Raw genomic sequence first — 26,621 nt, 5'->3', positions numbered from 1 at the left:
GCGGGAGGCAATGCGAGGGGGTTGGCTCCAGGACGTTGTACCAGACGAGCCGATGCTTCCAGCGTCGTGACCGCGCTTGTCGCGGTCATCCACTCCGCGACGTTCTGGAAAGTCGGAACACGAGCGGAACAACGCCGCTCCTCCCCTGCCGGACGCTTTTTGACGCTCGGCGCTATTGCTGCGCCGGCTGCTCCTCCAGCGCGACCGGGGCCTGCGCTTCGGTATACATCATGACCGGCTCCGGCTGCGCTTGCGGCTCGGCCGGCCTGGCATGCTTGCTCGCCGGAATATCGATCGCAGCCAGCACGGTGACCGGCGACTCCTCCTCGGCCACAGCCGGCGTCGGCTCGCTCTTCTCCTCCGTTGAGGAGCGTCCGTTGGCCATCTGGCCGAGCAGGCCCTTGCGCTTGGCCTCGTAATAAAAGCCCTTGGCGTAGAGCTGGATCGCGCGCTGGGCGTCGCCGCCGGCGACGCGGAAGGCGTTGGCGAGATAGGCGCCGGCGTAGGAGAGATTGGTCTCGGCGTCGAGCAGGCCCTTGGCCGGTCCGCTGTAGCCGACGCTGCGCGCCGTGTCGTAGCGGATTTGCATCAGCCCCCAATAGGGTCCGTTCTTGGCGGCGGGATTGTAATTGCTCTCGCGGCGGACGGCGGCGTGGATCAGCGATGCGGGAATGTCATAGGTTCGGGCGCAGCGGGAAATGCTGTCTTCCAACTTCTCGCGTTGCGAGAGCTTCGCCTTCGGCGGCGGCGGCTCGTCCACCGCTTTGGCGACGAATTGACGCTCGGGGGAAGGAGAATTGCAGCCCGAGAGCGCAAAGCCCAAGGCGGCGGTCGCCGCGCAAATCGCCAGTCTCATTCGTCCTCCCAGCCGATATGGTTAGCGCTTCTTAACCCGAGATCGAGCTTTCGCCAAATCGGCGCGAATCCGTACGGGCCTCGAAGCGTCTCCAGCCGCAGTGGACGCCGGCTCGGCTTTGGAAACGCGTCAAGCACAAAGAGACGCTAGCCAGCCCCTTCGAGCAGGCGGCGGGCCGCCGCGCGGGCTTCGTCGGTGATCGCCGCGCCCGAGAGCATGCGGGCGATCTCCTCGCGGCGCTCCGCCTCCTCGAGCTGGGCGACGCGCGTCGCCACCCTGTCCTTCGTCTTGCCGGCGGCGCCCTTCACCGCGCTTTTGGCGATGCGCAAATGACGGCTCGCCCGCGCCGCCACCTGCGGGGCGTGGGTGACGGTGATCACTTGCGCGCGCTCGGCGAGCCGGGCGAGGCGCTGGCCGATGGCGTCCGCCACCGCGCCGCCGACGCCGGTGTCGATCTCGTCGAAGACCAGAGTCGGCGCCGAGCCGCGGTCGGCCAGCACGACTTTCAGCGCCAGCATGAAGCGCGCGAGCTCGCCGCCGGAGGCGACCTTCACCAGAGGCCCCGGCCGCGAGCCCGGATTGGTCTGCACCCAGAATTCGACGCGGTCGTAGCCGTCCGGCCCGCCGGTCTCGGGATCGCTGACGATCTCGGTGCGAAAGCGCGCGCCTTCCAGCTTCAGCGGCTTCAGCTCGCGCTCGACCAGCGCGTCGAGCGTCTTCGCCGCCGCGCGTCGCGCCGCCGAGAGGCTTTCGGACGCCTGCGCATAGGCGCTCTGCGCCGCGGCGACCGCCTTGCCCAAAGTCACGACGCTCGCCTCGCCGGCGTCGAGCGCCGCGAGATCGGCCAAAAAGCGCTCGGCGAGAGCGGCGAGCGCGTCGACGCTGGTCTGATGCTTGCGCGCGGCGCCGCGCAGAGCGAACAGCCGCTCCTCTATGCGCTCCAGCTCGCGCGGGTCGAAATCGGCCTCGGCGAGCGCCTGCTCCAGCGCCTGCTCGGCGACGGCGAGCGCGTCCAGCGCCTGAGCGACCGCGCGCGCCGGCGGCTCCAGCAGCTGCGGCGCCTGCGTCACGCGCCGCTCCAGCCGCCGCGCGGCGGAGGCGATCTCGCCGGCGGGCGAATGATCGCCGGAAAACGCCGCGAGCGTGTCGCGCAGATCGCCGGCGACCTTCTCGGAGCGCTGCATGGTCTGGCGCCGTTCGGCGAGCGCGGCCTCCTCGCCCGGCTGCGGCGCCAGCCCCTCGAGCTCGGCGCTGGCGTGGCGCAGATAATCGGCCTCGGCGCGCGCCTTGGCGACGCGGGCCTCCTCCTCCGCGAGCGCGCGGCGCGCGGCCTGCAGAGCCCCATGCAGATCGCGCACGTCCGCCGCCTTGTCGCCGAGCCCGCCATGGGCGTCGACGAGCGCGCGATGGGCGCTCGGGTCCACGAGCGCGCGATCGTCGTGCTGGCAATGGATCTCGACCAGCGAGGCGCCGATCATGCGCAGCGCCTGGGCGCTCACCGGCTGGTCATTCACGAAAGCGCGCGTGCGGCCGTCGCTCGTCTGCACGCGGCGCAACACCAGCTCGTCCTCGGCGTCGAGGCCGAAGGCGCGCGCTGCGGCGAGCGCCGGATGGTCGCGCGGCAGATCGAAAGCCGCCGTCACCTGCCCCTGCTCCTCGCCGGCGCGCACCAGCGAGGCGTCGCCGCGCGCGCCCAGCGCCAGCAGGAAAGCGTCGAGAAGGATGGATTTGCCGGCGCCGGTCTCGCCCGTGAGCGTCGTCAGGCCGGACGAGAATTCGAGATCGAGCCTGTCGATGAGGACGATATCGCGAATGGACAAACGGACGAGCATGCGCGCGCTCTACTCTTCCGGCCCCTCGGCTCGCCCCTGCGAACGCTCAGCTGGCGCCGAGCGTCTTGCCGATCTTGGAGAGCCAGGAGCCCTGATGTTCCTCGGGCGCGACGCCGCCCGTCGCGAGCAGCGCATGCGCGTCCTTGTACCAGGACGAATCGGGGAAATTATGCCCCAGAATGGCGGCCGCCGTCTGCGCCTCATTGACGACGCCCATGGCGAAATAGGCTTCCGTCAACCGATACAGCGCCTCCTCGGCGTGGCGGGTCGTCTGATATTTGGCGAGCACGTCGTGGAAGCGATTGACCGCCGCCGTATAATTCTTGCGGGTCAGATAGAAGCGGCCGACCGTCATGTCCTTGGCGGCGAGCTGGTCGCGCGCCACCTGGATCTTGTATTTGACGTCGGTCACATATTCCGATTTCGGGAATTTCTCGACCAGCTGGCTGAAGATGGCCAGCGCCTTCTCCGCGCTCTCCTGGTCCTGCATCACCGCAGGCACCTGATTATAGTAGGACATTCCCGCGAGATAATACATGTAGGGCGTGTCCGGCGACGTCGGATAGAGGCCGATATAGCGCTGCGCCGAGGCGACGGCGTCGTCATAGGCGGGCTTTTGATATTGCGCGAAGGTCTGCATCAGCAGGCCTTTGCGGGCCCATTGCGAGAAGGGATATTGCTTCTCGAGCTCGCCGAACCTCTTGGCGGCGTTCTCGTAATCATGCGCCTCCATGCGGGCGAGGCCCTGATTGTAGATATCCTCGGCCGGAATGTCGGGCACGATCTCGGTCTTGTATTTCTCGCCCGAGAACAGGCCGAAGCCGCTGGTGATGCTGTCCATGATATCGGCGCGTCCCGGCGCCGCGGGCAGCGTCGCGACAAAGGCCGCCGCCAGGGCCGCGCGCGCGGCGGAAAGTCGGAACGATCTGGCAATCGACATGGGTTCGGCCTCGCGGGACGTTCGCATTCACGTTCTGTAGACCAATTCGCCGAATGACGCCACTCGGGAACATGCGACCCTGGAACATGGGATTCTGGACCAATGGACTAGGGGGACCATGGGACTCGAGACCATGCGCCGAGCGCCCAGTCCCCGTGCCGCCAAAAGACGTTTTGGATCGGGCGAGATTATGGCGTCGAAGCGGCTATGAACGCTTTCGATGCGAGCCGACCACAGGCGAGCCGCGTCAGCCCGCGACAGCCGCCGCGCGCTCCCGCCGCCGCACGCGCTCCGGCACGAGATCCCAGCGCGTCCGGAAGATCGTGTCGCAGAGGCCCGGGCTGCCGAAGCCGTCGGAAAAGCTCACATTGCCGCGCGTGTGGTGACAGCCGTGCGCGACGCTCGAGGTCATATTGTCGAGCGCGGCGTCGAGCCGCCCGCGCCAGCCTGTCGCACGGCGAATGCGGAAGGCGAGGCCGAAATCATAGCCCGAATGCTCATAGAGGCCGCCGAGCGCGCCGAGCGCCGGAATGACGGTGTGGAAAGCGACATCCGCTCCGCCGCCGCCGACGAGCGCCAGCGGCAGCAGATAGGGCAGCACGATCTCGAAGAAGAAATCCGCGGCCGATTGATAGCAGGCGCTGATCGCCTTGCTGGCCCCGGTCGTGTGATGCAGCGCATGGCCGAGCGGGCTCATCAGCCTGGGATGATGCAGAAGATGGCGATGCGCGACATATTGCACGACGTCGTGGCCGACGGTCATGGCCGCCAGCGAGAGGATCGCCGCGGTCCAGGAGATCTGCGGCGCGCCGACGAAGGCGAGGCCGAAATATTCCATCGCCAACATGCAGGGAAGGAAGATGACCGTCTGATTGAACAGCACGCGCGGCAGCAGCTCGCGATAGCTCAGGCGATCGAGCGAGCGCACTTTGAAGCGCTTCAGCCGGCCCGTCGAATCGCACCATTCGAATGCATATCCGATCCCGTGAAACGCGACCATTTGCGCGGACCAGGCGAGAAACGACAGAGGAATGTGAGTGATCGGGTCGAACGACATAGAAAGGCGGGCTCCGACGAGAAATCCGTTCGCCGGGCGGGCCGCTTACTGCATGGCGAACGGAAGATATTTTTTCGTCATATAGCCCAGTTCTGGGCGGATTTCCAGTGTGACGCGGCGAGGCGCGTCGACGCATCCCCTTCATGTCGCGGGAGCTCGCGCATCGGCGCGAATCGGCGGCGCGGCCTCAGCGAGCGGCGCCGGCGCGCGCGGGACGCAGCGCCCGCGGCCTTTCCTCCTCGCCGACGAAGGCAAAGGCGGAAGGCGTCGCCAACAGCGTTTCGACGAGAGCGAGATTGAGGCGATGGCCGCCGCGATAGGAGCGGAAGGCGCCGATGATCGGGGCCCCGGCGAGCGCGAGATCGCCGAGCACGTCCAGCATTTTGTGGCGGACGAATTCATCGTCGAAGCGCAGCCCCTGCGGATTGAGCACGCGTCCCTCGGCGATCACGATCGTATTGTCGAGCGAGGCGCCGAGCGCCCTGCCCTCGCGCCACAAACGCTCGGCGTCGGTGAGAAAGCCGAAGGTGCGGGCGCGCGCGATCTCGGCGCGAAAGCGCGCCGGCGTCAGCCGCATCCGCCGCCGTTGGCGGCCGATCGGCGCGGCGGCGTAGGAAATCTCCACATCCATATGGAGCCCGCCGGCGGGCGCGGGCGCGAGCTCCGCCCAGGCGGCGCCGTCGGCGACGCGCACCGGCGCGCGAATTGCGATCGAGCGACGCGGCGCGCGCAATGAAACGATTCCCGCCTCGTCGATCGCCTCGACGAAACCCGCGGCCGAACCATCCATGGCCGGTATTTCCGGCCCATCGACATCGATCGCGACATTGTCGACGCAAAGGCCGCGCAGCGCCGCCATCAAATGCTCGATCGTCGAGATCGAGGCCGCGCCGGCGCCGAGGCGCATGCAGAGATCGCTGGAGGAGACATTGCGCGCCACGGCGCGCAGCGGCGCGTCCTCGCCATCGGCGCGCCCGAGCCGCGTGAAGACAATTCCCGAGCCCGCCTCGGCGGGCGATAGCACGAGCCGCGACGGAAGGCCGCTATGCGCGCCGACGCCGGCGAGCGCCGTTGCGGCGCCGAGCGTGGTCTGCAGGCTCGTCGGTCGACGCGATGTCATGAAGTCCGTTTCACTCCAGGAGTAAAGCGAGCCGGGAGAAAGCGAGCCGGCGCGCCTCGTCGCGCGGAATCGTGGCCGATTGACGCCGGCGCAGGATAGTCCCTGGCGCGGCGGGGCTCCAGTCACGGTTTTTTACAGAATGTTACAGCCGCCCCCGACGAGAAAAGGCCCGCCGAAGCGGGCCTTTTCGGGGTTTTCGCCGCCGGGCGTCGGCGCGTCAGCTGTTGATCTGACGGCGCAGGAAGGCCGGAATCTCGAGCTGCTCGTCCTCGATCGAGCGGGCCGGCGCGACGCGGCGGCCATGCGGATCGAGACCGGCGTGACCCTGCGGCTGCTGGGGCGCCGGCGGGACCGGGCGCTTGGCGTATTCGGCATGGCTCTGCGACGGCGGCGCAGCCTGCGGGCGCTGCGGCGGACGCGGCGCGGCCGGGGCCGGTCCCTGCAGCGCGTCTTCCTGACGGCTCGCGCCGAAGGAGGCGAGGCGCTCGAGCAGCGTCCGCCGACGGGCGGCTTCCGGCGCCTGGCCGGCGGGCTCGCCGCGCGCCTGACGATACTGATCCTGCACCGGCCGCGGGAAGTCCTCGATCTGCGGCATGCGCATCCGCGGCAGCTCGGCGGCCGGAGGGATATAGGCCTCGTGCGCCTCCATCGCCTGGGCCGGCGCGGGAGCGGGCTCCGGCGCATAGGTCGGACGCGTCGCGGCGACCTGCTCGAGATAGACGCCGTGCTGAGACGCCGAGGCGGGCTGCTCGGCGTAATAGGACTGCGTCGGACGCTCGACCGGGGCCTGCTGCGGCTCCGGCGCATAGGCCTGAGGCGCGAAGGCCTGCGGCGCGAAAGCTTGAGGCGCGAAGCTCTGGGGCTGCGGCGCCGGCTCGGAGATCGTGTGGATGATCGACGGGCGGCTCTGCGCCGCCACCTGGGCGCGCAGACGCTCGGCGGCCTCCAGCACGCGGGCTTCGGCGGCGGCGGCGTCCTCGGCGGCGGTGCTGGGCAGATCGATTCCCGTCGCCACCACCGACACGCGCACCACGCCCTCGAGCGAGGAGTCGAAGGTCGCGCCGAGGATGATGTTGGCGTCCTCGTCGACCTCCTGGCGGATGCGGCTCGCGGCCTCGTCCACCTCGTAGAGGGTGAGGTCATTGCCGCCGGTGATCGAGATCAGCAGGCCGCGGGCGCCCTTCATCGACACTTCGTCGAGCAGCGGATTGGCGATCGCCGCCTCGGCCGCCAGGCTGGCGCGGCGCTCGCCGGTGGCCTCGCCCGTGCCCATCATCGCCTTGCCCATGCCGCGCATGATCGAGCGGACGTCGGCGAAGTCGAGATTGATGAGGCCTTCCTTGACCATCAGGTCGGTGACCGAGGCGACGCCCGAATAGAGCACCTGATCGGCCATGGCGAAGGCGTCGGCGAAGGTCGTCTTCTCCGTGGCGATGCGGAAAAGATTCTGATTGGGGATGATGATCAGCGTGTCGACCGACTTCTGCAATTCGGCGATGCCGCCCTCGGCGATGCGCAGGCGGCGCTGACCCTCGAAATGGAAGGGCTTGGTGACGACGCCGACGGTCAGAATGCCCATCTCGCGCGCGATGGCCGCGATGACCGGCGCCGCGCCCGTGCCCGTGCCGCCGCCCATGCCGGCGGTGACGAAGACCATGTGCGCGCCGGAGAGATGGTCGCGAATTTCGTCCTTGGCCTCTTCCGCCGCGGCGCGGCCGACTTCCGGCTGGGCCCCGGCGCCGAGGCCCTCGGTCACCTGCAGGCCCATCTGGATGATGCGTTCGGCGCGCGAGGAGGCGAGCGCCTGCGCGTCGGTGTTGGCGATCAGAAAGTCCACGCCCGAAAGGCCCGACATGATCATGTTGTTGACAGCGTTGCCCCCGCCGCCGCCGATGCCGCACACCAAAATGCGGGGCTTCAATTCCCGAAGTTCGGGCGCTTTGAGATTGATCGTCATCGTCAGACCTTTCGACTGATTTTCATGCGACTGGGCGTCGGCTGTCGTCCCCGGAGCGCTTCGCCGACGCGCGCCTCGCTCTCGTTCCTCGAAATCCTCAAAAACTGTCTCGCAACCATTGTCCGACCCGAGAGATGTAACCATTGGTCCCGGTCCCGCGCGCCTCCGCCTCGCGGCGCGGCTCGAAATATTCGCGCCCCGCGAATTGCGGATAGACGAGCAGGCCCACCGCCGCGGCGAAAGCCGGGCTGCGGGCGGATTCGGGCAGGCCGTCGATGCCGGCCGGGCGGCCGACGCGGACCTGTCCGCCGAGAATGCGCCGCGCCGCCTCCGGCGCGCCGGTGAGCAGGCAGGCGCCGCCGGTGAGCACCACGCGGCGGCCGGCATGCGCCGAAAATCCCGATGCGGCCAGCCGGTCGCGCAGAAATTCCAGCGTCTCCTCGACGCGCGGGCGAATGATGCGCACGAGATGCGATTTCGGCGCATGGGCCGGATGCTCGCCGCTCTCGCCGACATGATCGAAAGCGATCGTCTCGCGATCGTCCGACGGCGACGAGATCGCCGCGCCATAGAGCGTCTTCAGCCGCTCGGCGTCGCTCAGCCGGCAGTCGAGCCCGCGGGCGATGTCCATGGTGATGTGATTGCCGCCGAGCGTCACCGCATCCACATGCGCCAGCGCCCCGCCGGCGAAGACGGCGACCGAGGTGACGCCCGCGCCCATGTCGATGACGATGGCGCCGAGCTCCGCCTCATCGGCCTCGAGCACGGAGAGGCCGGCGACGTACGGCGCCGCCGCGGCGGCCTCTATGCCGAGATGGCAGCGCTCCACCGCGACGAGCAGATTGCGCATCGCCGCCTGATCGCAGCTGGCGACATGGAGATCGACGCCGAGCTCGCCGCCGACCATGCCGGCCGGCTCGCGAATGCCGGCGGAGCCGTCCAGCGAGAAGCCGGTGGGCAGCGAATGCACGACGACGCGGCCGCGCTCCGTCACATGGGCGGCGGAAGCCTCCAGCACGCGATGCACGTCGGACGGCGCGACGGCGCCCGAGAGGACGCGCGTCTTGGCGGCGAAATGCTGCGAGGCGAGCCGCCCGCCGGAGGCGGTGACGATGATGGCGTCGATCTGCGATCGCGCCATGCGCTCGGCCGCGTCGACCGTGCGGCGCAGCGCGCTCTCGACCTCCTCCATATCGACGATCTGGCCGGCCTTCACGCCGCGCGAGCGCTGGTGGCCGATGCCGAGCACGCGCGCGCGATGCGTGCGTCCGCGCGGCGAGCCGTCGCCGACCGGGCTCAGGCGCGCGATGATGCAGGCGATCTTCGACGTGCCGACGTCGAGGACCGCCATGGTCGCGCTGCGGCGGGCCCCGAGCTGCTTCATTCGCGGCGGGAAGATATGTGACTTCATGTCTGGCCGCCCTTGCGTGAATTGCGCGTCGTCGCAGCCGCGCGCGCCGCGACCGCCTCCTCCGAGAGGCGCACCGCGACGCGTCCAGACGCGCGCAAATCGATCGAGATCACATCCTTGTCGAGGATCCTGGCCTCACGCTGGAGCTTCTGGAGCAACGCCAGCGCCGCCTCCGGCTCGCGTTCGGGCAGCTTCACCTCAACGCCATTCGTCATGTCGAGCGACCAGCGCCGTCCCGAGACGAGAATGCCGGCGCGCACGCGCGATTTGAGATCGCCCGCGGCCTCCAGCAGACGCATATATTCGTCGAGCCGCTTCTCCGCGCCCTCGCCGACGACGAAGGGCAGGCCTAAGAATCGCTCGTCGCGCATCTCGTCGACGACGACGCCGTCGGCGGCGACGATCGACAGCTTGCCGTCGCGCTGCCAGAGCGCGAAGGGCCGCCGCCCCTCGAGCGCGATGACCAGCCGATCGGGATAGAGCTTCAGCACGCGCGCGCTCTCGACCAGCGGCAGCGCCGTCAAGCGCTCGCGAATCGTCTCCGCGTCGAGGAACAGCAGCGAATGGGTCGGCTTGACGCCGGAGGCGGCGAGCACGTCGCCCTCGGAGAGCTCGCCGAGCCCGCTGATGGTGACGACCTCGATCGAAAAGCCGAGCGCCCGCGCGACAATGTCGCGCGGCGCGCCATTGCGCGCGACGAATTCGGCATAGCCGCCGTTCTGGACGACGCCGGCGAGGCCGACCCCGCCGAACAGCAGAACGAGCGCCGCCGTGCCGAGCCCCGGCAGAGCGGCCAGCCGCGAGAGGCCGCGCGCCGGGCTCTTGGCGTGATGCGGCGCGGACGCCGGCGGGCGGACGCGCCGCTCCGCTGGCTGGGAGGAGACAGGGTTTATGTAAGGCGTGGCGTAGGGGCCGGCGTGGACTGAGCCTGCCTGGAAGGATCCGGCTTGGACGGGATGCGGATGCGCGACATCGAAGAGAGCCTCGACAGGCTCTCTCAACGATCGCAGGACGCGTCTTCCACCATCCATCTTACGAGCTCGCCAAACGAAAATCCGGCATGCGCCGCCATTTCGGGAACCAAAGAGGTCTCGGTCATGCCCGGCTGCGTGTTGACCTCCAGCACGACGAGCTCGCCCGTGCCTCCGGGGCGATCGTCGTATCGAAAGTCCGCGCGGCTGACGCCGCGACAGCCGAGAGCCCGATGAGCCTCGAGCGCCAACTGTTGGACCTCTTGGTAAATATTTTGTTTAAGATTCGCCGGAAGCACGTGTTTCGACCCGCCTTTCGCGTATTTCGCGTCGAAACCGTAGAACTCCTCCGACACCGGGAGTATCTCGATGACGTCGAGCGGGCGGTCGCCCATCACCGCGCAGGTGAGCTCGCGGCCGTCGACGAAATTTTCCGCGAGCATGAAATCGCCGTGCGGCCAATCGGCGGCCGCGAGCTCCTGCGGCGGATGCGAGCGCCCCTCCTTGACGATGAACACGCCGAAGGACGATCCCTCGCTCACCGGCTTCAGCACGTAGGGGGTCGGCAGCGCATGGGCCTTGGCGGCTTCCAGACGATGCAGCACCCGGCCCCTGGGCACCGGCACGCCGGCGGCCGCCATGACGCTCTTGGCGACGTCCTTCTTCATCGCCAGCGAGGAGGCGAGCACGCCGGAATGCGTGTAGGGGATGCGGAGAATTTCCAGCACGCCCTGAATGGCGCCATCCTCGCCGAAACGGCCGTGCAGCGCGTTGAAGGCGACATCCGGCGCGAGCTCGGCCAGAACCTCGGCGACGTCGCGGCCGACATCGACGCGGCTGACGCGAAAGCCGACGCTCTCGAGCGCCTTGGCGCTCGCCTCGCCCGACCGCAGCGAGACATCGCGCTCGCAGGAGAATCCGCCCATGAGAACGGCGACGTGAACGGCGTGAGCAGTCATGACGCACCTTCGAGTTGTGCGAGGGCTTTCACCCTCGATGGATTACAAATAGGCCGCGCGCATCGCCCTCCCCCGAGCGAGCGCCGATCGTGCTCGGGAGGGGAGCTTCGCCCCACCTCGGACCGCCTTATGGCGGCCCGCCCCTCCCCCTAAAGGCCAAGGGAGTCACCCGTCATGGCCGGGCTCGTCCCGGCCATGACGGGTGACTCCCTTGGCGGCTTTCGAGATAAGCGCAGGGATATCGTCCGCCTGCGCGCCCAGACATTTGCATATGGCGCGAGGAAGGGTGACCCGATTGTCAGCTCCGAGCCTCGGATAGGCCGACCGTTTCGACTCTCGCATGTCCGCCTCTCCTACATCGCTCACTCCGCCCGCCGCCAAATCTCTACATCCCCCGCCTGCTTCACGAGCCTGTAGGCGTCGAGCGCGCCGGCCATTTCCGGCCGCCGCATGACCCATTCCCGCGTCGCGCGATCCTCGACGACGACGATATCCGGCCGCCCCTCGCGAATATCCTGCGCGAGCCCGGCGAGATCGGCGCTGCGCCGCGCCTCCAGCCGCTCGCGCTGCTGCGGCTCGGCCGTGGTCAGCAGCCGACCGACTGCGGCGGTCGTCCACAGCGCATTCTGTCGTCCGATCCATTGGCCGTCGAGCTGGCGCACCAGCGGATGGCCGAAATCGAGCTGGCTGGCGATCGTCGCCACGCGCGGATGCGGCGGCGCGACGAAAGCCACCGCGTCGAGCAGTCCGGGATGCTCCTCATGGTCGGTCAGCTGCTCGATGACGCCGAAATAGGCGGGCGCGGCGAGCAGCCCCGGAAGGAACAGGAATTTGAGCAGCGCCCGCTTCGTCCCCATCGGCGGGCCGATGCGCGCCATGCGGTCGCGCAGCGCCAGAAAAACCCAGGCGAGCAGCGCCAGAGCGACCGCCGGATAGGCATGGTTCATCCAGCCCTTCCCCTGCAGCAGAAAGGCGGCGAAAAAGCCGAGCGACGCCAGCAGCGCGACGAGCGTCGCGCGCCCGAGCAGCACACCGCGCGCCGCGACGACAAAGCCCGTCAGCAGCGCGACATAGACGAGGGCCAGCGTATGGCCGAGGAAATGCCCGAGATCGTCGCGCGCCGGCCCATAGACCTCGAGCGCCAGCGGCAGCGCCTGCGTGAGATAGGCCGGAAAGGCGACCAGCGTCGCGACCGTCGCGCCGACCGCCGCGAGCGCCGCGACGATGAGCTCGTCCCGCCATAGAATGCGCAAGGAGCGCTCGCGCCAGGCCAGCGCCAGCGCCGGCAGCACGATGGCGAGAGCGAAATGCGGCTTCAGCGCGACGGCGACGCCGGCGCAGAGGCCGGCGACGATGCGCGCCCATCGCGGCGGCGCGCGCCGCTCCTCCACCGCCAGCGCCGCGAGCAGCGGCAGGACGGCGAGCAGCGCAATATGCTCGCGCTCGGCGAAGACGATCTCCGGCGCGACCAGCAGCAGAAAAATCGCCGCATTGAGCAGCAGCATCCATGCGCGCCGGCTGCGCGCCGCGCCATGCCGCAGCAGCAGGAAGGAAAAGCCGATCGAGCCCGCCGCGAAGGCGAAGACCAGCGCCGCGACGACCGTCTCCGGCTCCCGATGCAGCGCGCGCGCGAGCAGCACGGCCGGCATGAGCGAGAGAAACGCCGCCGGCGGATTGGGATCGCCCACCTCGACATAGGCCGCGCGTCCGTCCAGCACTTTTTCCGCGAAGGTCAGGAACCAGGAGACGTCGCAGTCGATATGGCCGAGCGCCTGTTGCAGGATGGCGACGACGATCAGCGCGGCGCCGAGCCACGGGCTCGACAGCGCGCGCGAGAGCGGCTCCGCCTCCTCGCTCGCGACGACGGCGCTCCGCTCGATCACGCTCATGGAACGCCCGCCTTCATGAAATGCCCGCCCTCATGGAACGCCGATCCGCTTGATCTCCCAGCGCAGGAGAATGCCGCTCGCAGCTTCGACGCGCCGCCGCACCTCCTCGCCCAGCGCCTCGACATCGGCCGCCGTCGCGTGGCCGCGATTGACGAGGAAGTTGCAGTGCATCTCGCTGACCTGCGCGTCGCCGATCGAAAAGCCCCGGCAGCCGGCCGCGTCGATCAATGCCCAAGCTTTATGGCCCGGCGGATTGGCGAAAGTGGAGCCGCCGGTCTTCTCGCGGATCGGCTGCGAGGCTTCGCGCGCCGCGGTGATGCGCTCCATCTCGGCGAGGATCGTCGCGGCGTCGCCCTTGCGGCCCTGATACAGAGCCTGCGTGAAAATGACGTCTTCCGGCGCCTCGCTATGGCGATAGGAGAAGCCGAGATCGGCGTTGGAGAACACGCGCAGATTCCCCGACCGATCGACCCCGCGCGCCTCGATCAGCGCGTCCTTGGTCTCGCCGCCATGGGCGCCGGCGTTCATGCGCAACGCGCCGCCCACGCCGCCCGGAATGCCGCGATAGAAGGCGAGCCCGTCGATGCCGGCGTCGGCCGCCGCGCGCGCGAGCTTCACATCGGGAACGGCGGCGCCGACGCGAATGCGCTCGCCGTCCTCCACCGTGATCGCGCCGAATCCCTTGGCGCCGAGCCGCACGACGACGCCCGCCACACCGCCATCGCGCACGATGAGATTGGAGCCGAGCCCGATGACGGTGACCGGAATCTCGCGCGGCAGCCGCGCGAGGACATAAGCGAGATCGGCTTCATCGGCCGGCGAGAACAGGATTTGCGCCGGCCCGCCGACGCGAAACCAGGTGAAGGGCGCGAGCGGCTCATTGGCCGAGAGCCGTCCACGCAGATCGGGCATGAGCGCGGCGAGTTGCGCGGAAATATCCGGAAAGCTCATCCGCGATCTCCGTGCGCGATTCCTTCTCCCGCGAGCGGGAGAAGGGATGCGCGTTCTGAGAGTTCGCGCGAGCGTCATGGCGCCGGCTCCGCCAATTGCCCCGGCAGCGCATAGGCCCATTTGGTGATGTCGCCGGCGCCCAGAAACACCACATAATCCCCCGCCGCGGCGATCTCGCGAACGAGGCCCGGCAGCTCCTGCGGCGAAGCGAAGGCGCGCGCCCGCGCGTGCCCCAGCGCCGTCGCGGCGCGCGCCAGCGCCGGGCCGTCGACGCCCTCGATCTTTGTCTCGCCCGCGGGATAGACATCGGCGATCAGCGCGACATCGGCGTCGCCGAAACAGGCCGCGAATTGATCGAACAGCGATTGCAGCCGCGTGTAGCGATGCGGCTGCATGATGGCGATGACCTTGCCGTCGGTCGACGCACGCGCGGCGCGCAGCACGGCGGCGATCTCCACCGGATGATGGCCGTAATCGTCGAAGATCGAAACGCCGTTCCACTCGCCCGTCTTGGTGAAGCGTCGCTTCACGCCGGCAAAGCGCGCGAGCCCGTCGCGGATGCTCGCAGCCGTCACGCCGAGCCGATGCGCCACCGCGATGGCCGCCGTGGCGTTGAGCGCATTGTGCCGCCCCGCCGCCGGCAGCAGCAGATCGTCGAGCCGCGTCTCCACGCCCGTATCGCGGTCGCGCAGCAGAACGGAAAAACGCCCGACGCCGCCCGAAAGATCGAGATCGAGCAGCCGCGCCTCGGCCGCCTCGCTCTCGCCATAGGGAATGACGCGGCGATCCTCGATCTGCGCGATGATCTCGCGCGCCGTCGGATGATCGACGCAAACGGCCGCGAAGCCATAGAAAGGCAGATTTTCGATAAAGGCGCGAAAGCCCTTCTTCACGCCGTCGAAATCGCCGAAATGATCGAGATGCTCGGGATCGACATTGGTGACGATGGCGACTTCGGCCGGCAGCTTGAGAAATGTGCCGTCGCTCTCGTCGGCCTCGACCACCATCCATTCGCCGGCGCCCGGCCGCGCATTGGTTCCATAGGCGTTGATGATGCCGCCATTGACCACGGTCGGATCAAGATCGCCGGCGTCGAGCAGCGTCGCGACGAGCGAGGTCGTCGTCGTCTTGCCATGTGTGCCGGCGACGGCGATGCAGCGCTTGTCGCGCATCAGCTCGGCGAGCATTTCGGCGCGCCGCACCACCGGCAGACGCCGCGCGCGCGCCGCCATCAGCTCGGGATTGTCGCGCTTGATCGCGCTCGACACGACGACGACGGCGGCCTCGCCGAGCCATTTCGCGTCATGGCCGACATGGACGCGCGCGCCCTTCTCGGCGAGGCGCTTCAGATTGGCGCCGTCGGCGGCGTCCGTGCCTTGAACCGCGTAGCCCTGCGCGAGAAGAATTTCGGCGACGCCGGACATGCCGATCCCGCCAATGCCGACGAAATGAATGGGGCCGAGACGGCGCGGCATTCTCATATTCGGCTCCCTCGCGCCGCCTCGGCGCTGTCCTTCGTCTGCGCGACGGCGAGCACGAGATCGGCGAGTCGCTCGGCCGCGTCGGCGACGCCGACGCTTTTCGCCGCCTGCGCGCGGCGCTGCAAGTCGTCCGGGCTCGCGGCCAGCGCGGCGATGCGCGCGGCGAGCCATTGCGGCGTGAAATCCGCTTGGCGCACGACCTCCGCCGCGCCGGATTTCGCCAGCACGGCGGCATTGGCCGCCTGATCCTGATCCAGCGCATGCGGCAGCGGCACCAGAATGCTCGGCCGCCCGATGACCGCCAGCTCGGTGACGGTGGAGGCGCCGGCGCGCGCGACGACGAGATGCGCGCTGGCGATGCGCTCCGGCAGATCGGCGAAGAAAGGCGCGATCTGCGCGACGATCCCGGCGCGGGCGTAAGCCATGGCGACGCGCGCGAGATCCTCCTCGCGCGTCTGCTGCGTGAGATCGATGCGCGCGCGCAAATCTGCGGGCAGCGATTCCAGCGCCGGCGGCACAATGTCCGCCATCACCCGCGCGCCCTGCGAGCCGCCGGTGACGAGCAGACGCAGCCTGCCGTCCTCGAAGCCCGGATAAGGCTGCGCAGCGGCGGCGAGCGCCGCCGGGCGCAGCGGATTGCCGGTGACGACGATCTTCTCGGCGAGACCGCCGGAGACGCCGGCGAGCGGAAAGCCCGCCGCGACCCGATCGACGCGGCCGGCGAGAAAGGAATTGGCGCGGCCCATCACCGCATTGGCCTCATGCAGCACCGTGGGGATGCGCAGCAGCGAGGCGGCGAAGAGCGGCGGCACGCTCGGATAGCCGCCGAAGCCGACGACGGCGAGCGGCCGAATCCGGGAAAGATGGCGGAACGCCTGCAAGGTTCCGAAGCCGAGCGTCGCGATCGCCTTCGCCTTGTCGAGCACGGAGCCGCCGCGCGGCGTCGCCGCCGCGATCGTGTGCATCGCGCGCGCGGGAAACTCGCCGCCATAGCGCAGCGCGCGCGCATCGGTGACCAGCTCCACCGCGAGCCCGCGCGCGCGCAGCGCATGAGCGAGCGCCTGCGCCGGAAAGAGATGTCCGCCGGTGCCGCCGGCGGCGAGCAGAATGGGACGCTCGCTCATGCCGGCGCGCCGCTATGCGCCGCACCCATCGGCGCCGTCTCGACCATCGGCTCTATATGCGGGCGGCGCCGGGTGACGGCGAGCAGAAAGCCGAAGCCGAGCGCCAGCGAGATGAGCGAGGAGCCGCCATAGGAGATGAACGGCAGCGTCATGCCCTTCGACGGCATGAGCTGAAGATTGACCGCCATATTGATCGCCGCCTGCAGGCCGAACAGCATGACCAGCCCCGCCGTCGCGAAGCCGCAGAAGGCGTCGTCGTTGCGCGAGGCCGAATAGAGTCCGCGCAGCACGATGAAGCCATAGATCGCGGCCACCGCCATGCAGACGAAGAGGCCGAACTCCTCGCCGACGACGGCGAAGATCGTATCCGTATGCGCGTCGGGCAGAATGCGCTTCAGCGTGCCCTCGCCCGGCCCCTTGCCGAACCAGGAGCCGCTGATGAAGCTGTAGAGCGCTGTGTCCGCCTGAAATGTGTCGGCGACGCCCTGCCCCACGGCCTGCGGATCGAGAAAGCGCGTCACGCGCGCATGAACATGCGGCAAGAACTTATAGGCCGCGACCGCGCCGACCGCGCCCGCGCCGCCGACGCCGAAGATCCAGAACCAGTGAATGCCCGCCATGAACAAGAGCGCCGCCCAGACGAGCGAGATCAGCATCGTCTGGCCTATGTCCGGCTGCAGCACCAGCGGCGCGACAGTGACGGGCAGCAGCGCGATGGCGAGAAGATTGCCCGGCACGTCCTTGCGCTTCGCTCCTTCCGAAAACGCCCAGGCGGCCATGATGACGAAGCCGGGCTTCAAAAATTCGGACGGCTGAATGCCGAAGATCCAGCGCTTGGCGCCCTTCACCTCCTGGCCGAAGAACAGCGTGCCGACGACCAGCGCCAGCGAGACGAGCCACAGAAGGATCGCCGCGCGGCGAACATGGCGCGGCGTGAGGAAGGACACGCCGATCATCACGACGAGCGCCGGCCCCAGATACAGCACCTGTCGATGCACGAAATAGAAGGTGGAGAGATGCAGGCGCTCGGCGACGGGGGGGCTGCCAGCCATCGCGAAGACGAGGCCGCAGACGATCAACAGAGCGACGCCGGCGATGAGCCAGCGGTCGATCGTCCAGGCCCAATCGGAAAAAGTGGACCGCTCCGCGCGCGAGATCATGGGGTTTCTCCGGCAATGGGCGCATGCGCGTAGAGCTCGCGCGCGAGCAGACGAAACGCGTCGCCGCGCGCTTCGAAATTGGCGAATTGATCGTAGGAGGCGCAGGCCGGCGACAGCAGCACGACCGGCTCGCGCGCATCGCTCAGAGCGGCGTCCTCGGCGGCGCGCGCGATGGCGACATCGAGCGTCCCGCAGTGCTCGTAAGCGACGGCGCCCTCCAGCGTGCGGGCGAAATCCTGCGCCGCAGCGCCGATCAGATAGGCCTTGGCGACGCGCGGGAACAGCGGACGCAAAGGCTCTATGCCGCCCTCCTTGGCCTTGCCGCCGGCGATCCAGAAAATATCGCCATAGGAGAGCAGCGCCTTCTCCGCCGCGTCGGCGTTGGTCGCTTTGGAGTCGTTGACGAAGACGGTGCGTCCGCGCCGTCCCACCTCCTCCATGCGATGCGGCAGGCCGGGATAGGTGAGCAGCCCGCGCGCGATCTCCTCGCCGGAGAGGCCGCAATGCCAGGCGGCGGCCGCGGCGAAGGCGGCGTTCTGCGCATTATGCGCGCCGCGCAAGGCGCGCGCGCCCTCGAGATCGCCGAGCGTCTCGGTCTCCTCCGGCCCATGGCCGGCCTCGCGATAGAGCGCCTTGCGATCGTCGATGAAAAAGCCCCAGTCGAGCGCGCGCGCGGCGGAGACCGGATAGATGCGCTGTTCCGCGCGGCGCGCCTCTATGAGCCGCGCGCCGATCGCATGGGAGAAGGAATCGTCGACGCCGACGAGCGCGACATCGGCGCCGGCGACGAGCCGCTGCTTGACCGCGGCGTAATCGTCCATCGTTCCGTGGCGGTCGATATGGTCCGGCGTCAGATTGATGAGAATGCCGATCGACGGCGCGAGCGAGGGCGTCAGATCGATCTGGAAGGAGGAGCATTCGATGACGTGAATGCGCCCCTCCGAGGGCGGCTCGAGATCGAGGATCGGCGTGCCGATATTGCCGCCGAGCTGCACATCCTTGCCGGCGCTGCGCAGAATATGCGCGATCAGCGCCGTCGTCGTCGATTTGCCATTGGTGCCGGTGATGGCGATGAAGGGCGCGCCCGGCGCATGGCGCGCGCGCTCGCGGCAGAACAGCTCTATATCGCCGATGATCTCCACCCCCGCGGCGCGGGCGCGCGCGACGGTCCAATGCGGCTGCGGATGCGTGAGCGGCACGCCGGGCGAGAGCACGAGCGCGGAGAATGCGCTCCAATCGGCCGCCGAAAGATCGACCGGCTCTATCCCCTGCTCGCGCGCCTTGGCGCGGCCGGCCTCGCCATCGTCCCAGGCGGCGACGCTCGCGCCGCCCGCGATCAGCGCGCGCGCCGTCGAGAGGCCGGAGCCCCCGAGGCCGAAGAGCGCCACTCTGCGCTCGGAGAATGTCGTCGCCGGAGTCATGCGCTCACCTCAGCTTCAGCGAGGAGAGCCCGAGAAGGGCGAGCACGAAGGAGATGATCCAGAAGCGGATGACGATCTGCGGCTCGGTCCAGCCCATCTGCTCGAAGTGATGATGAATCGGCGCCATGCGGAACACGCGCTTGCCGGTGAGCTTGAAGCTCGCCACCTGCACGATGACGGAGGCGCCCTCGAGCACGAACAATCCGCCGATGATGGCGAGCACGAACTCCTGCTTGATCGCCACCGATATGGTTCCGAGCAGGCCGCCGAGCGCGAGCGAGCCGGTGTCGCCCATGAAGATCTGCGCCGGCGGCGCGTTGAACCACAGAAAGCCGAGGCCGGAGCCGATGAGCGCCGCGCAGACGATGGTGAGCTCGCCGGTGCCGGCGACGTGATTGACGCCGAGATAATCCGAGAAGATCGAATTGCCGACGAGATAGGCGATGATGGCGAAAGCCCCGGCCGCGATCATCGAGGGCACGATGGCGAGGCCGTCGAGACCGTCGGTGAGATTGACGCAATTGCCGGCCGCCACGATGACGAAGGCGCCGAAGGGAATGAACAGCCAGCCGAGCGAGAAGGCGTAGCCCTTCAGCAGCGGCAGCGCCAGCTTCGACATATTCTCGCCGCCGACCGTGGTGAGCGCATAGCAGGCGAGGCCCGCGACGACGAACTCCAGCGCGAGCCGCGCGCGGCCGGAGAAGCCCTTGTGCGACTGCTTCGTGACCTTCAGATAATCGTCGTAGAAACCGATGGCGCCGAAGCAGGCCGTCACCAATATGACGATCCACACATAGGGATTCTTCAGATTCGCCCATAGCAGAGTGGCGACGAGAAGCCCCGAGAGAATCATCAGCCCGCCCATCGTCGGCGTGCCCTTTTTGGTGAGCAGATGCGAGGCCGGGCCGTCCTCGCGAATGGGCTGGCCCTTGCCCTGCTTCAGGCGCAGCGCGTCGATGATCGAGGGGCCGAAGAAGAAGACGAAGAACAGCGCCGTCCCCGCCGCGCCGGCGGCGCGGAAGGTGATGTAGCGGAAGAGATTCAGCGGACCGAACAGATGCGAGAAGTCCGCGAGCAGCGTCAGCATTCGTCTATTCCTTCACGGGGCCGTTTCGGTCTCGGCCGAGAATTTCGCTCTTATCGCCTCGACGATGCGCGACATGCGCGAGCCGTTCGAGCCTTTGACCATGATCGCGTCGCCGGGCGCGAGCGCCCAGAGCGCCGCTTCCTCGAGCTCGGCCGCGTTGGCGCGATGCGCCCCGCGCATGGATTCCGGCGCGGCGTAGTAGAGCCGCGCCATCAGCGGGCCGGCGGTGAAGAGCAGATCGACGCCGGCGGCCTCGAGGTCCGCCGCGAGGCCGGCGTGCAATTCCGCCGCACTCGGCCCGAGCTCCAGCATGTCGCCGAGCACGGCGACGCGCCGCCGCGCGCGCGTCTCCGCGCCGAGCAGCTCGAAAGCCGCGCGCATGGAGGTGGGATTGGCGTTATAGCTCTCGTCGATGAGCGTGAGGCTCCCGCCGCCGATCGGCAACGTCTCGCGCCGGCCGCGCCCTTTTGGCGGCGCGAAATCGGCGAGCGTCGCGGCCGCCTGCTCGAGATCCATGTCGAAGACATGGGCGATCGTCAGCACGGCGAGCGAATTGACCGCGAAATGGCGCCCCGGCGCGCCGATGCGATAGCGCAGGCGGCGGCCGAAAATCTCCGCCTCGGCCAGCTGCTCCTCGGCGTCATAGGCGAGCAGCCGCGCCTGCGCGCCCTCGCTCTGGCCGAAGGAGAAGACATGCGCGGCCTTGGAGGCGGCGGCGCCTTCGAGCAGCGCCTCATAGGTCTCGTCGTCGCGGTTGATGATGGCGACGCCGCCCTCGACGAGCCCGGAAAAAATCTCCGCCTTGGCCGCGGCTATCGCCTCGAGCGAGTCGAAATGCTCGAGATGCACCGGCGCGACGCGCGTCACCACGGCGACATGCGGCTCGACGAAGCGCACGAGCGACGCGATCTCGCCCGCGTGATTCATGCCGATCTCGAACAGGCCGAAGCGCGTCGACGCCGGCATGCGCGACAGCGACAGCGGCACGCCCCATTGATTATTGTAGGAGGCGGCCGAAGCATGCGTCTCGCCGAAGCGCGAGAACAGCGTCCTCGCCATATCCTTGGTCGAGGTCTTGCCGACCGAGCCGGTGATCGCCGCGACATAGGCGGAGGAGCGATCGCGCGCGCGGGCGCCGAGAAATTCGAGCGACTCCTGCACATCGCGCACGACATAGAGCGGCGACAGATCGCGAAATTCGCCCGCATGGGCGTCGTCGATCACGGCGCCCGCCGCGCCGCGCTCGAAGGCGGCGCGCACGAAATCGTGACCGTCGCGCGCCTCGCCCCTTATGGCGAAGAAGAGATCGCCCGGCGCCAGCGTGCGCGTGTCGATGGAGACGCCGGTCACGTCGCGCGGCAGGCCGCCGCTGATGCGCGCGCGCAACGCGCCGATCAGCCCCAGCCCCGTCCAAAGCGCTTGCTGTTTCATTCGGTCCCACCCTGCAAGGCCGCCTCGACCGCCGCCCGGTCGGAAAACGGCAGGACCTGATCGCCGACGATCTGGCCCGTTTCATGGCCCTTTCCGGCGACGACCAGCGCATCGCCCTCACGCAGCCAGGAGACCGCCTCGCGGATGGCCGCGCCACGATCGCCGATCTCATGAATCTCCGCCCGCCCGGCGCCGCGCGCGGCCGCGAGAATGGCGGCGCGGATCGTCGCCGGCTCCTCGCTGCGCGGATTGTCGTCGGTCACGACCACGACATCCGCGGCGCGCGCCGCGATCTCGCCCATCAGCGGACGCTTGCCCCTGTCGCGGTCGCCGCCGGCGCCGAAGACGACGATGAGCCGCCCGGTCGCGAGCGGCCGCAGCGCGGCGAGCACCTTGTCCAGCGCATCCGGCTTATGCGCATAATCGACGAACACCGGCGCGCCGTCGCGCGCGCCGATGAATTCCAGCCGCCCCGGCGCGCCGCGCAGATTTTCCAGCGCCGCGAAGACCTGCGCCGGCTCCTCGCCGGAGGCGATCGCCATGCCGGCGGCGACCAGCGCATTGGAGATTTGAAAACCGCCGGCGAGCGGCAGAGCGACAGCGAAAGTCTCGTCCCCGCAGCGCAGCCGCAATTTCGAGCCGAGCGCATTCGCCGCGACATCGAGCAAAGCGATGGCGCGGCCCGTCGCGCCGACGTCGAAGATCGCGAGGCCGCGCTTCTGGCACAGGTCGATCACGCGCGCCGCGACCGAGCTGTCGGCGTCGATCACCGCCGTCTGTCCCGGCGCGAGCAGAGTGTCGAAGAGGCGCATCTTGGCGGCGAAATACTCCTCGAGATCGCGGTGATGATCGAGATGGTCGCGCGAGAAATTGGTGAAGGCGCCGATAGCGAGCCGCACGCCGTCGAGCCGCCGCTGGTCGACGCCGAGCGACGACGCCTCCATGGCGAGGCGCGTCACGCCGCGCGCGGCGAGCGCGTCCAAAGTCTGATGCAGCGCGACCGGCCCCGGCGTCGTCAGCGAGCCGTAATGCGCGCCATGCCTGTCGACGATTCCGATGGTGCCGAGCGAGGCCGCGTCGCGTCCGAGCGCGATCCAGATCTGGCGCAGAAAATCGACGACCGAGCTCTTGCCGCTGGTGCCCGTCACCGCGGCGACGATCTCGGGCTGGCGCGGATAGAACCGCGCCGCCGCATGCGCGAGCGCCGCGCGCACATCCGCGACGACGACGAGCGGCAATCCGACTTCCGCCGCGCGCGGCGCGACGATGACGCGCGCGCCCCGCGCCTTGGCGTCGGAAGCGTAAGCGAGGCCGTCGCCGGCATGGCCCGGCACGGCGAAGAACGCGAAGCCTTCGCGCACGTCGCGGCTGTCGGCGGTGACGCCGGCGATGTCGAGATCGCCGCACCCCGCCGCTCGCGCTTCGTCGAGAAGGTCGGAAAATCGCATCAATGCCCTCCCCCGCCATGAGCGGGACTATTGGCCATGCCATAGCCGAGCCGGGCGAGCAGCGGGAAGGGCTGCGTCGGCGGGTCGAAGCGCGGCGGCAGGCCGAGCAGCGGGCCGACGCGCTCGATGATCTGCGCCGTCACCTGGCCCGAGTTATAGGCGGCCGTGGCGTAGCCTCCCGTCTCCGGCAGGCCCTGCGGCTCGTCCATTATGGTGAGGAACAGATACTTCGGTTTGTCGGAGGGCGCCACCGCCATGAAAGTGGTGAAGAGGCGCGTCTTGGAATAGTGGCCGCCGATCACCTTCTCCGCCGTGCCGGTCTTGCCGCCCACATAATAGCCGTTGACGTTGACCTTCTTGGCGGTGCCGATCTCGGCGTTGAGCCGCATGAGATAGCGCATCGCCTCGCTCGTCTCCGGCTTGACCACCTGCACGGAGTCCTTGCGCGCCTCCTCCTCGCTGCGCTTCAGAAAGGTCGGCGCCATCAGATAGCCGCCGTTCATCAGCGCGGAGACCGCCATCATCGCCTGCAGCGGCGCCACGGCGAGACCATGGCCGAAGGCGATCGTCATCGTGTTGAGCTCGCCCCAATTCTTCGGCACGATCGGCTCGGCGCTCTCGGGCAGCTCGGTGCGCATGCGCGTGAGCTGGCCCATCTTGCGCAAGAACGCCTTGTGGCGCTCGACGCCCTGGCCCAGCGCCATGCGCGCGGTGCCGATGTTCGACGAATAGGTGAACACTTCCGGCACCGTCAGCGCGCGATTTTGCGCGTGATAATCATGGATGCGGAAACGGCCGAAGCTCAAGGCGCCGCGCGCGTCGAGACGCGAGTTGAGATTGACCTTGCCGGAGTCGAGCGCCATGGCGATGGTCAGCGCCTTGAAGGTGGAGCCCATCTCATAGACGCCGACATTCATGCGGTTGATGAAGTTCTGATCGCGCATGTCCGGCGGCTTGTTCGGATCGTAATCCGGCAGCGAGGCGAGCGCGATCACCTCGCCCGTGTTGACGTCCATGATCGCGGCGGCGCCGGCCTTGGCCTTGAAATGCGCGACGCCCTTCTCCAGCTCGTCGCGCACCGCATGCGTCGCCTTTATGTCGAGCGACAGAGAGATCGGCTTCAATTCCTCCGGCGTCAGGCTGAAGCCCGCGTCATGCAGATCGGCGAGGCCCTGTCCGTCGATATATTTCTCGATTCCGGCAATGCCGGCATTGTCGATATTGACATAGCCGAGCACATGCGCGGCGGCCGGGCCATTGGGATAGACGCGCTTATTCTCCGGCACGAGGCCGACGCCCGGCAGGCCGAGATGAAACACCTCGTCGCGCTGCTTGGGCGTCACCTCGCGCTTCACCCAGACGAAGCCCTTGCGCGAGGCGAGACGGTCGCGCAGCTCGCGCGCGTCGACATTGGGCAGAACCGCGGTGAGCAGCTCGGTCGCCTCGTCCTTGTCGATGAGACGGCGCGGCTCGGCGAAGACCGACATGGTCTTCACATCGGTCGCGAGAATCTCGCCGTTGCGGTCGAGCACATCGGGCCGCGAGGCGGCGATGGATTCGCCGGAGGCGCGGCGCATCGTCGTCGGGTCCGGCTTGAAGCCGATGACGACGAGACGCGCGCCTATGCCGACATAGAGGCAGAAGAATCCGGCGGCGACGATGCGCATGCGCGGCGCGGTCTTGCCGAGCGAGGTGCCGAGCAGGCCGCGCAGCCCCGGCTTCGCGCGTTTCACAGGGTCGGCGGCAGTCATCGCGGCTTTCCTTTCGGCGTCGTCGGCGCCTCGACCGCGGCCGGCGTCGTCGCCGCGCCGCCGAGCCCGAGAGCGTCCAGCTTGCGGCCGATCGAATCGATGCGCTCGGGCTTTTCGGGCAGCGATTGCGCCGTCGCGATCTGCGTGACGGCGAGCGGCTTGAGATCGAGATATTTGTCGGCGAGATCCTGCACGCGCTCGGGCCGCGTCATGAAGGCCCATTCGGCGCGCAGCACGGCGATGGCGTCGCGCTCGCTCTTGGCCTCGCGCTTCATCTTGTTGATCTGCTCGGCGCGCAGCATGGTCTGATATTTGATCGAATAGGCGTAGAAGCCCGAGCCGACCAGCGCGAGAATGGCGACGACATTGAGAAAGCGCAGCATCAGCGTCTCCCTTTCACGCGTTCCGGCAGGCGGGCGAGGCGCTCGAGCGCGTCGCCGATCGCGCGCGGCGGCGCCTCGCTGCGCGTCGCGAAGCGCAGCTTGGCGGAGCGCGCGCGCGGATTTGCGGCGAGCTCGCGGTGCGAAGGCGTCACCGGCTGGCGCCCTTCGCTGGTGAAGGTCCGCGGCGGCGGAACCGGCTCGCCCGGCAGGAGCCGCGAGCGCGTCTCGCCGCGGCCGCAGCGCTCGGCCAGAAACTGTTTCACGATGCGATCCTCGAGCGAATGAAACGTCACCACGGCGAGCCGCCCGCCCGGCTTCAGCGCGCGCTCGGCGCCGGCGAGCGCGGCGACCAATTCGCCGAGCTCGTCGTTGACGGCGATGCGCAGCGCCTGAAAGCTCTTGGTCGCCGGGTGAATGTCGCCGGGCTTTCCCGGCGCGGCGCGCTCGATGATCTGCGCCAGCGCGCGCGTCGTCTCGATGCGGCCCTGCTCGCGCGCCCAGACGATGGCGCGGGCGATGCGGCGCGAGGCGCGCTCCTCGCCGTAATAATACAAAATATCGGCGAGCGCCTCCTCCTCCGCCTCGGCGACGATGTCGGCGGCGCTGCGGCCGCGTCCCTCCATGCGCATGTCGAGCGGCCCGTCGTTGCGGATGGAGAAGCCCCGCGCCGCCTCGTCGAATTGCATGGAGGAGACGCCGATGTCGGCGACGATTCCGTCGAGCGGCGCCATCCCGGAGCGCTCGGCGACCTGCGCCAGCTCGGAGAAGCGCGCCTCGACCAGCGTCAGCCTGCCGCCCGCCGCCTCCACCAGCGCATAGCCGTCGCGGATGGCCGCGGGATCGCGGTCGAGCGCCAGCACGCGCGTGCTCTCATGCGCCAGCAAGGCGCGCGTGTAGCCGCCGGCGCCGAAGGTGGCGTCGAGATAGACGCCGCCCGCATGCGGAGCGAGGGCGGCGACCGCCTCCTCAAGCAGCACGGGAACATGCCGCTCAGCATTGCCGGCCGCCGTCATCTCGCCTCTCCGTCCGCTCCGAAAATTTCGCCGCCGCGCCGGGCCGTATCCGCCCGACGCGCCCGCCACGGCGGATATTTGGCGTCGACGCGGCCGCCCGCCGAGCCCGCGCGAGCGCGCAGGCGCGGCGAAGGGCGCGCGACGCCGACGCTCCTGATCCCCGAAAAACCTGTCATCGCTCTGAACAACAACGCATATCATGAAAGACCACGGGCGACGGAGCGGCGCGGGCGGCGCGGCGCTTGCGATTATTAGGCGTCGTCAGGGTTAAGAGAGCGTTGACGCGGGCGGAGTCCGGCGAAAGCCGTTAGCCCTGTGGGAAGGAAGCGCGGGCCTTTCGGCGCTCGGCGCGAGCCTTTCGGCGCTCGGCGCGGGCCTC

21 protein-coding genes are annotated in these 26,621 nt (G+C 68.8%); all 21 read right to left on the bottom strand.

Going from position 1 to position 26,621, the window contains the following annotated elements; all coding sequences use genetic code 11:
- Positions 1-172: 172 nt before the first annotated feature.
- The gene (locus VIF40_RS02055) at positions 173-856 is read right to left on the bottom strand and encodes a lytic transglycosylase domain-containing protein (RefSeq protein WP_331935857.1); all 684 of its coding nucleotides are present in this window, start codon (positions 854-856) and stop codon (positions 173-175) included.
- 146 nt (positions 857-1,002) lie between these two features.
- Positions 1,003-2,688: a DNA repair protein RecN gene (gene recN, locus VIF40_RS02050; protein ID WP_331935856.1), complete on the bottom strand. Its 1,686-nt coding sequence runs from the start codon at positions 2,686-2,688 to the stop codon at positions 1,003-1,005.
- 46 nt (positions 2,689-2,734) lie between these two features.
- Positions 2,735-3,628, bottom strand: a complete 894-nt coding sequence (locus tag VIF40_RS02045; RefSeq protein ID WP_331935855.1) for an outer membrane protein assembly factor BamD — start codon at positions 3,626-3,628, stop codon at positions 2,735-2,737.
- Between the two features lie 247 nt (positions 3,629-3,875).
- Positions 3,876-4,685, bottom strand: a complete 810-nt coding sequence (locus VIF40_RS02040; protein WP_331935854.1) for a sterol desaturase family protein — start codon at positions 4,683-4,685, stop codon at positions 3,876-3,878.
- A 187-nt stretch (positions 4,686-4,872) separates the two neighbouring features.
- Positions 4,873-5,805, bottom strand: a complete 933-nt coding sequence (lpxC, locus tag VIF40_RS02035) for a UDP-3-O-acyl-N-acetylglucosamine deacetylase (RefSeq protein WP_331935853.1) — start codon at positions 5,803-5,805, stop codon at positions 4,873-4,875.
- A 217-nt stretch (positions 5,806-6,022) separates the two neighbouring features.
- A complete protein-coding gene (gene ftsZ / locus VIF40_RS02030; protein WP_331935852.1) occupies positions 6,023-7,762 on the bottom strand; it encodes a cell division protein FtsZ in 1,740 nt (579 codons plus the stop codon).
- Between the two features lie 97 nt (positions 7,763-7,859).
- Positions 7,860-9,173, bottom strand: coding sequence for a cell division protein FtsA (gene ftsA, locus VIF40_RS02025; protein ID WP_331935851.1), 1,314 nt, complete (start codon positions 9,171-9,173; stop codon positions 7,860-7,862).
- Complete coding sequence (locus VIF40_RS02020) at positions 9,170-10,174, bottom strand: cell division protein FtsQ/DivIB (RefSeq protein ID WP_331935850.1); 1,005 nt, start codon at positions 10,172-10,174, stop codon at positions 9,170-9,172. The genes ftsA and VIF40_RS02020 overlap by 4 nt, the downstream gene beginning before the upstream one ends.
- Entirely contained in the window at positions 10,171-11,103 is a 933-nt protein-coding gene (locus tag VIF40_RS02015) for a D-alanine--D-alanine ligase (protein ID WP_331935849.1), read from the bottom strand. The genes VIF40_RS02020 and VIF40_RS02015 overlap by 4 nt, the downstream gene beginning before the upstream one ends.
- A 362-nt stretch (positions 11,104-11,465) precedes the next feature.
- A complete protein-coding gene (locus tag VIF40_RS02010) occupies positions 11,466-12,992 on the bottom strand; it encodes a hypothetical protein (RefSeq protein WP_331935848.1) in 1,527 nt (508 codons plus the stop codon).
- A 30-nt stretch (positions 12,993-13,022) separates the two neighbouring features.
- Positions 13,023-13,943: a UDP-N-acetylmuramate dehydrogenase gene (murB, locus tag VIF40_RS02005; protein WP_331935847.1), complete on the bottom strand. Its 921-nt coding sequence runs from the start codon at positions 13,941-13,943 to the stop codon at positions 13,023-13,025.
- 74 nt (positions 13,944-14,017) lie between these two features.
- Complete coding sequence (gene murC / locus VIF40_RS02000; protein WP_331935846.1) at positions 14,018-15,424, bottom strand: UDP-N-acetylmuramate--L-alanine ligase; 1,407 nt, start codon at positions 15,422-15,424, stop codon at positions 14,018-14,020.
- Positions 15,421-16,548, bottom strand: coding sequence for an undecaprenyldiphospho-muramoylpentapeptide beta-N-acetylglucosaminyltransferase (gene murG, locus VIF40_RS01995; RefSeq protein WP_331935845.1), 1,128 nt, complete (start codon positions 16,546-16,548; stop codon positions 15,421-15,423). Before murG ends, murC begins: the two co-directional genes overlap by 4 nt.
- Positions 16,545-17,708: a putative peptidoglycan glycosyltransferase FtsW gene (locus tag VIF40_RS01990; RefSeq protein ID WP_331935844.1), complete on the bottom strand. Its 1,164-nt coding sequence runs from the start codon at positions 17,706-17,708 to the stop codon at positions 16,545-16,547. Before VIF40_RS01990 ends, murG begins: the two co-directional genes overlap by 4 nt.
- Positions 17,705-19,129, bottom strand: a complete 1,425-nt coding sequence (gene murD, locus VIF40_RS01985; RefSeq protein WP_331935843.1) for a UDP-N-acetylmuramoyl-L-alanine--D-glutamate ligase — start codon at positions 19,127-19,129, stop codon at positions 17,705-17,707. The genes VIF40_RS01990 and murD overlap by 4 nt, the downstream gene beginning before the upstream one ends.
- Positions 19,130-19,133: 4 nt before the next feature.
- On the bottom strand, positions 19,134-20,216 hold the full coding sequence (gene mraY, locus VIF40_RS01980) for a phospho-N-acetylmuramoyl-pentapeptide-transferase (protein ID WP_331935842.1): 1,083 nt from the start codon (positions 20,214-20,216) through the stop codon (positions 19,134-19,136).
- A 12-nt stretch (positions 20,217-20,228) separates the two neighbouring features.
- Positions 20,229-21,647, bottom strand: a complete 1,419-nt coding sequence (locus VIF40_RS01975) for a UDP-N-acetylmuramoylalanyl-D-glutamyl-2,6-diaminopimelate--D-alanyl-D-alanine ligase (RefSeq protein WP_331935841.1) — start codon at positions 21,645-21,647, stop codon at positions 20,229-20,231.
- Complete coding sequence (locus VIF40_RS01970; protein ID WP_331935840.1) at positions 21,644-23,095, bottom strand: UDP-N-acetylmuramoyl-L-alanyl-D-glutamate--2,6-diaminopimelate ligase; 1,452 nt, start codon at positions 23,093-23,095, stop codon at positions 21,644-21,646. The genes VIF40_RS01975 and VIF40_RS01970 overlap by 4 nt, the downstream gene beginning before the upstream one ends.
- Entirely contained in the window at positions 23,095-24,846 is a 1,752-nt protein-coding gene (locus tag VIF40_RS01965; RefSeq protein ID WP_331935839.1) for a penicillin-binding protein 2, read from the bottom strand. Before VIF40_RS01965 ends, VIF40_RS01970 begins: the two co-directional genes overlap by 1 nt.
- On the bottom strand, positions 24,843-25,229 hold the full coding sequence (gene ftsL / locus VIF40_RS01960; RefSeq protein WP_331935838.1) for a cell division protein FtsL: 387 nt from the start codon (positions 25,227-25,229) through the stop codon (positions 24,843-24,845). The genes VIF40_RS01965 and ftsL overlap by 4 nt, the downstream gene beginning before the upstream one ends.
- The gene (gene rsmH, locus VIF40_RS01955) at positions 25,229-26,242 is read right to left on the bottom strand and encodes a 16S rRNA (cytosine(1402)-N(4))-methyltransferase RsmH (protein ID WP_331935837.1); all 1,014 of its coding nucleotides are present in this window, start codon (positions 26,240-26,242) and stop codon (positions 25,229-25,231) included. The genes ftsL and rsmH overlap by 1 nt, the downstream gene beginning before the upstream one ends.
- Between the last annotated feature and the right edge of the window lie 379 nt (positions 26,243-26,621).

The sequence above is a fragment of the Methylosinus sp. genome (genome assembly GCF_036560965.1).
Classification (GTDB): domain Bacteria; phylum Pseudomonadota; class Alphaproteobacteria; order Rhizobiales; family Beijerinckiaceae; genus Methylosinus.
This window is presented reverse-complemented; position numbering and strand designations above follow the sequence as displayed.

Excerpts from the sequence above, each read along its gene's own strand:
- VIF40_RS02040 (WP_331935854.1), bottom strand. The coding sequence starts at position 4,685 with ATGTCGTTCGACCCGATCACTCACATTCCTCTGTCGTTTCTCGCCTGG.
- mraY (WP_331935842.1), bottom strand. The coding sequence starts at position 20,216 with ATGCTGACGCTGCTCGCGGACTTCTCGCATCTGTTCGGTCCGCTGAAT.
- VIF40_RS02055 (WP_331935857.1), bottom strand. The coding sequence starts at position 856 with ATGAGACTGGCGATTTGCGCGGCGACCGCCGCCTTGGGCTTTGCGCTC.
- recN (WP_331935856.1), bottom strand. The coding sequence starts at position 2,688 with ATGCTCGTCCGTTTGTCCATTCGCGATATCGTCCTCATCGACAGGCTC.
- VIF40_RS01970 (WP_331935840.1), bottom strand. The coding sequence starts at position 23,095 with ATGCGATTTTCCGACCTTCTCGACGAAGCGCGAGCGGCGGGGTGCGGC.
- rsmH (WP_331935837.1), bottom strand. The coding sequence starts at position 26,242 with ATGACGGCGGCCGGCAATGCTGAGCGGCATGTTCCCGTGCTGCTTGAG.
- VIF40_RS01965 (WP_331935839.1), bottom strand. The coding sequence starts at position 24,846 with ATGACTGCCGCCGACCCTGTGAAACGCGCGAAGCCGGGGCTGCGCGGC.
- murB (WP_331935847.1), bottom strand. The coding sequence starts at position 13,943 with ATGAGCTTTCCGGATATTTCCGCGCAACTCGCCGCGCTCATGCCCGAT.
- VIF40_RS02015 (WP_331935849.1), bottom strand. The coding sequence starts at position 11,103 with ATGACTGCTCACGCCGTTCACGTCGCCGTTCTCATGGGCGGATTCTCC.
- lpxC (WP_331935853.1), bottom strand. The coding sequence starts at position 5,805 with ATGACATCGCGTCGACCGACGAGCCTGCAGACCACGCTCGGCGCCGCA.
- ftsZ (WP_331935852.1), bottom strand. The coding sequence starts at position 7,762 with ATGACGATCAATCTCAAAGCGCCCGAACTTCGGGAATTGAAGCCCCGC.
- VIF40_RS02045 (WP_331935855.1), bottom strand. The coding sequence starts at position 3,628 with ATGTCGATTGCCAGATCGTTCCGACTTTCCGCCGCGCGCGCGGCCCTG.
- murC (WP_331935846.1), bottom strand. The coding sequence starts at position 15,424 with ATGAGAATGCCGCGCCGTCTCGGCCCCATTCATTTCGTCGGCATTGGC.
- ftsA (WP_331935851.1), bottom strand. The coding sequence starts at position 9,173 with ATGAAGTCACATATCTTCCCGCCGCGAATGAAGCAGCTCGGGGCCCGC.
- murG (WP_331935845.1), bottom strand. The coding sequence starts at position 16,548 with ATGAGCGAGCGTCCCATTCTGCTCGCCGCCGGCGGCACCGGCGGACAT.
- ftsL (WP_331935838.1), bottom strand. The coding sequence starts at position 25,229 with ATGCTGCGCTTTCTCAATGTCGTCGCCATTCTCGCGCTGGTCGGCTCG.
- VIF40_RS01975 (WP_331935841.1), bottom strand. The coding sequence starts at position 21,647 with ATGAAACAGCAAGCGCTTTGGACGGGGCTGGGGCTGATCGGCGCGTTG.
- murD (WP_331935843.1), bottom strand. The coding sequence starts at position 19,129 with ATGACTCCGGCGACGACATTCTCCGAGCGCAGAGTGGCGCTCTTCGGC.
- VIF40_RS01990 (WP_331935844.1), bottom strand. The coding sequence starts at position 17,708 with ATGATCTCGCGCGCGGAGCGGTCCACTTTTTCCGATTGGGCCTGGACG.
- VIF40_RS02010 (WP_331935848.1), bottom strand. The coding sequence starts at position 12,992 with ATGAGCGTGATCGAGCGGAGCGCCGTCGTCGCGAGCGAGGAGGCGGAG.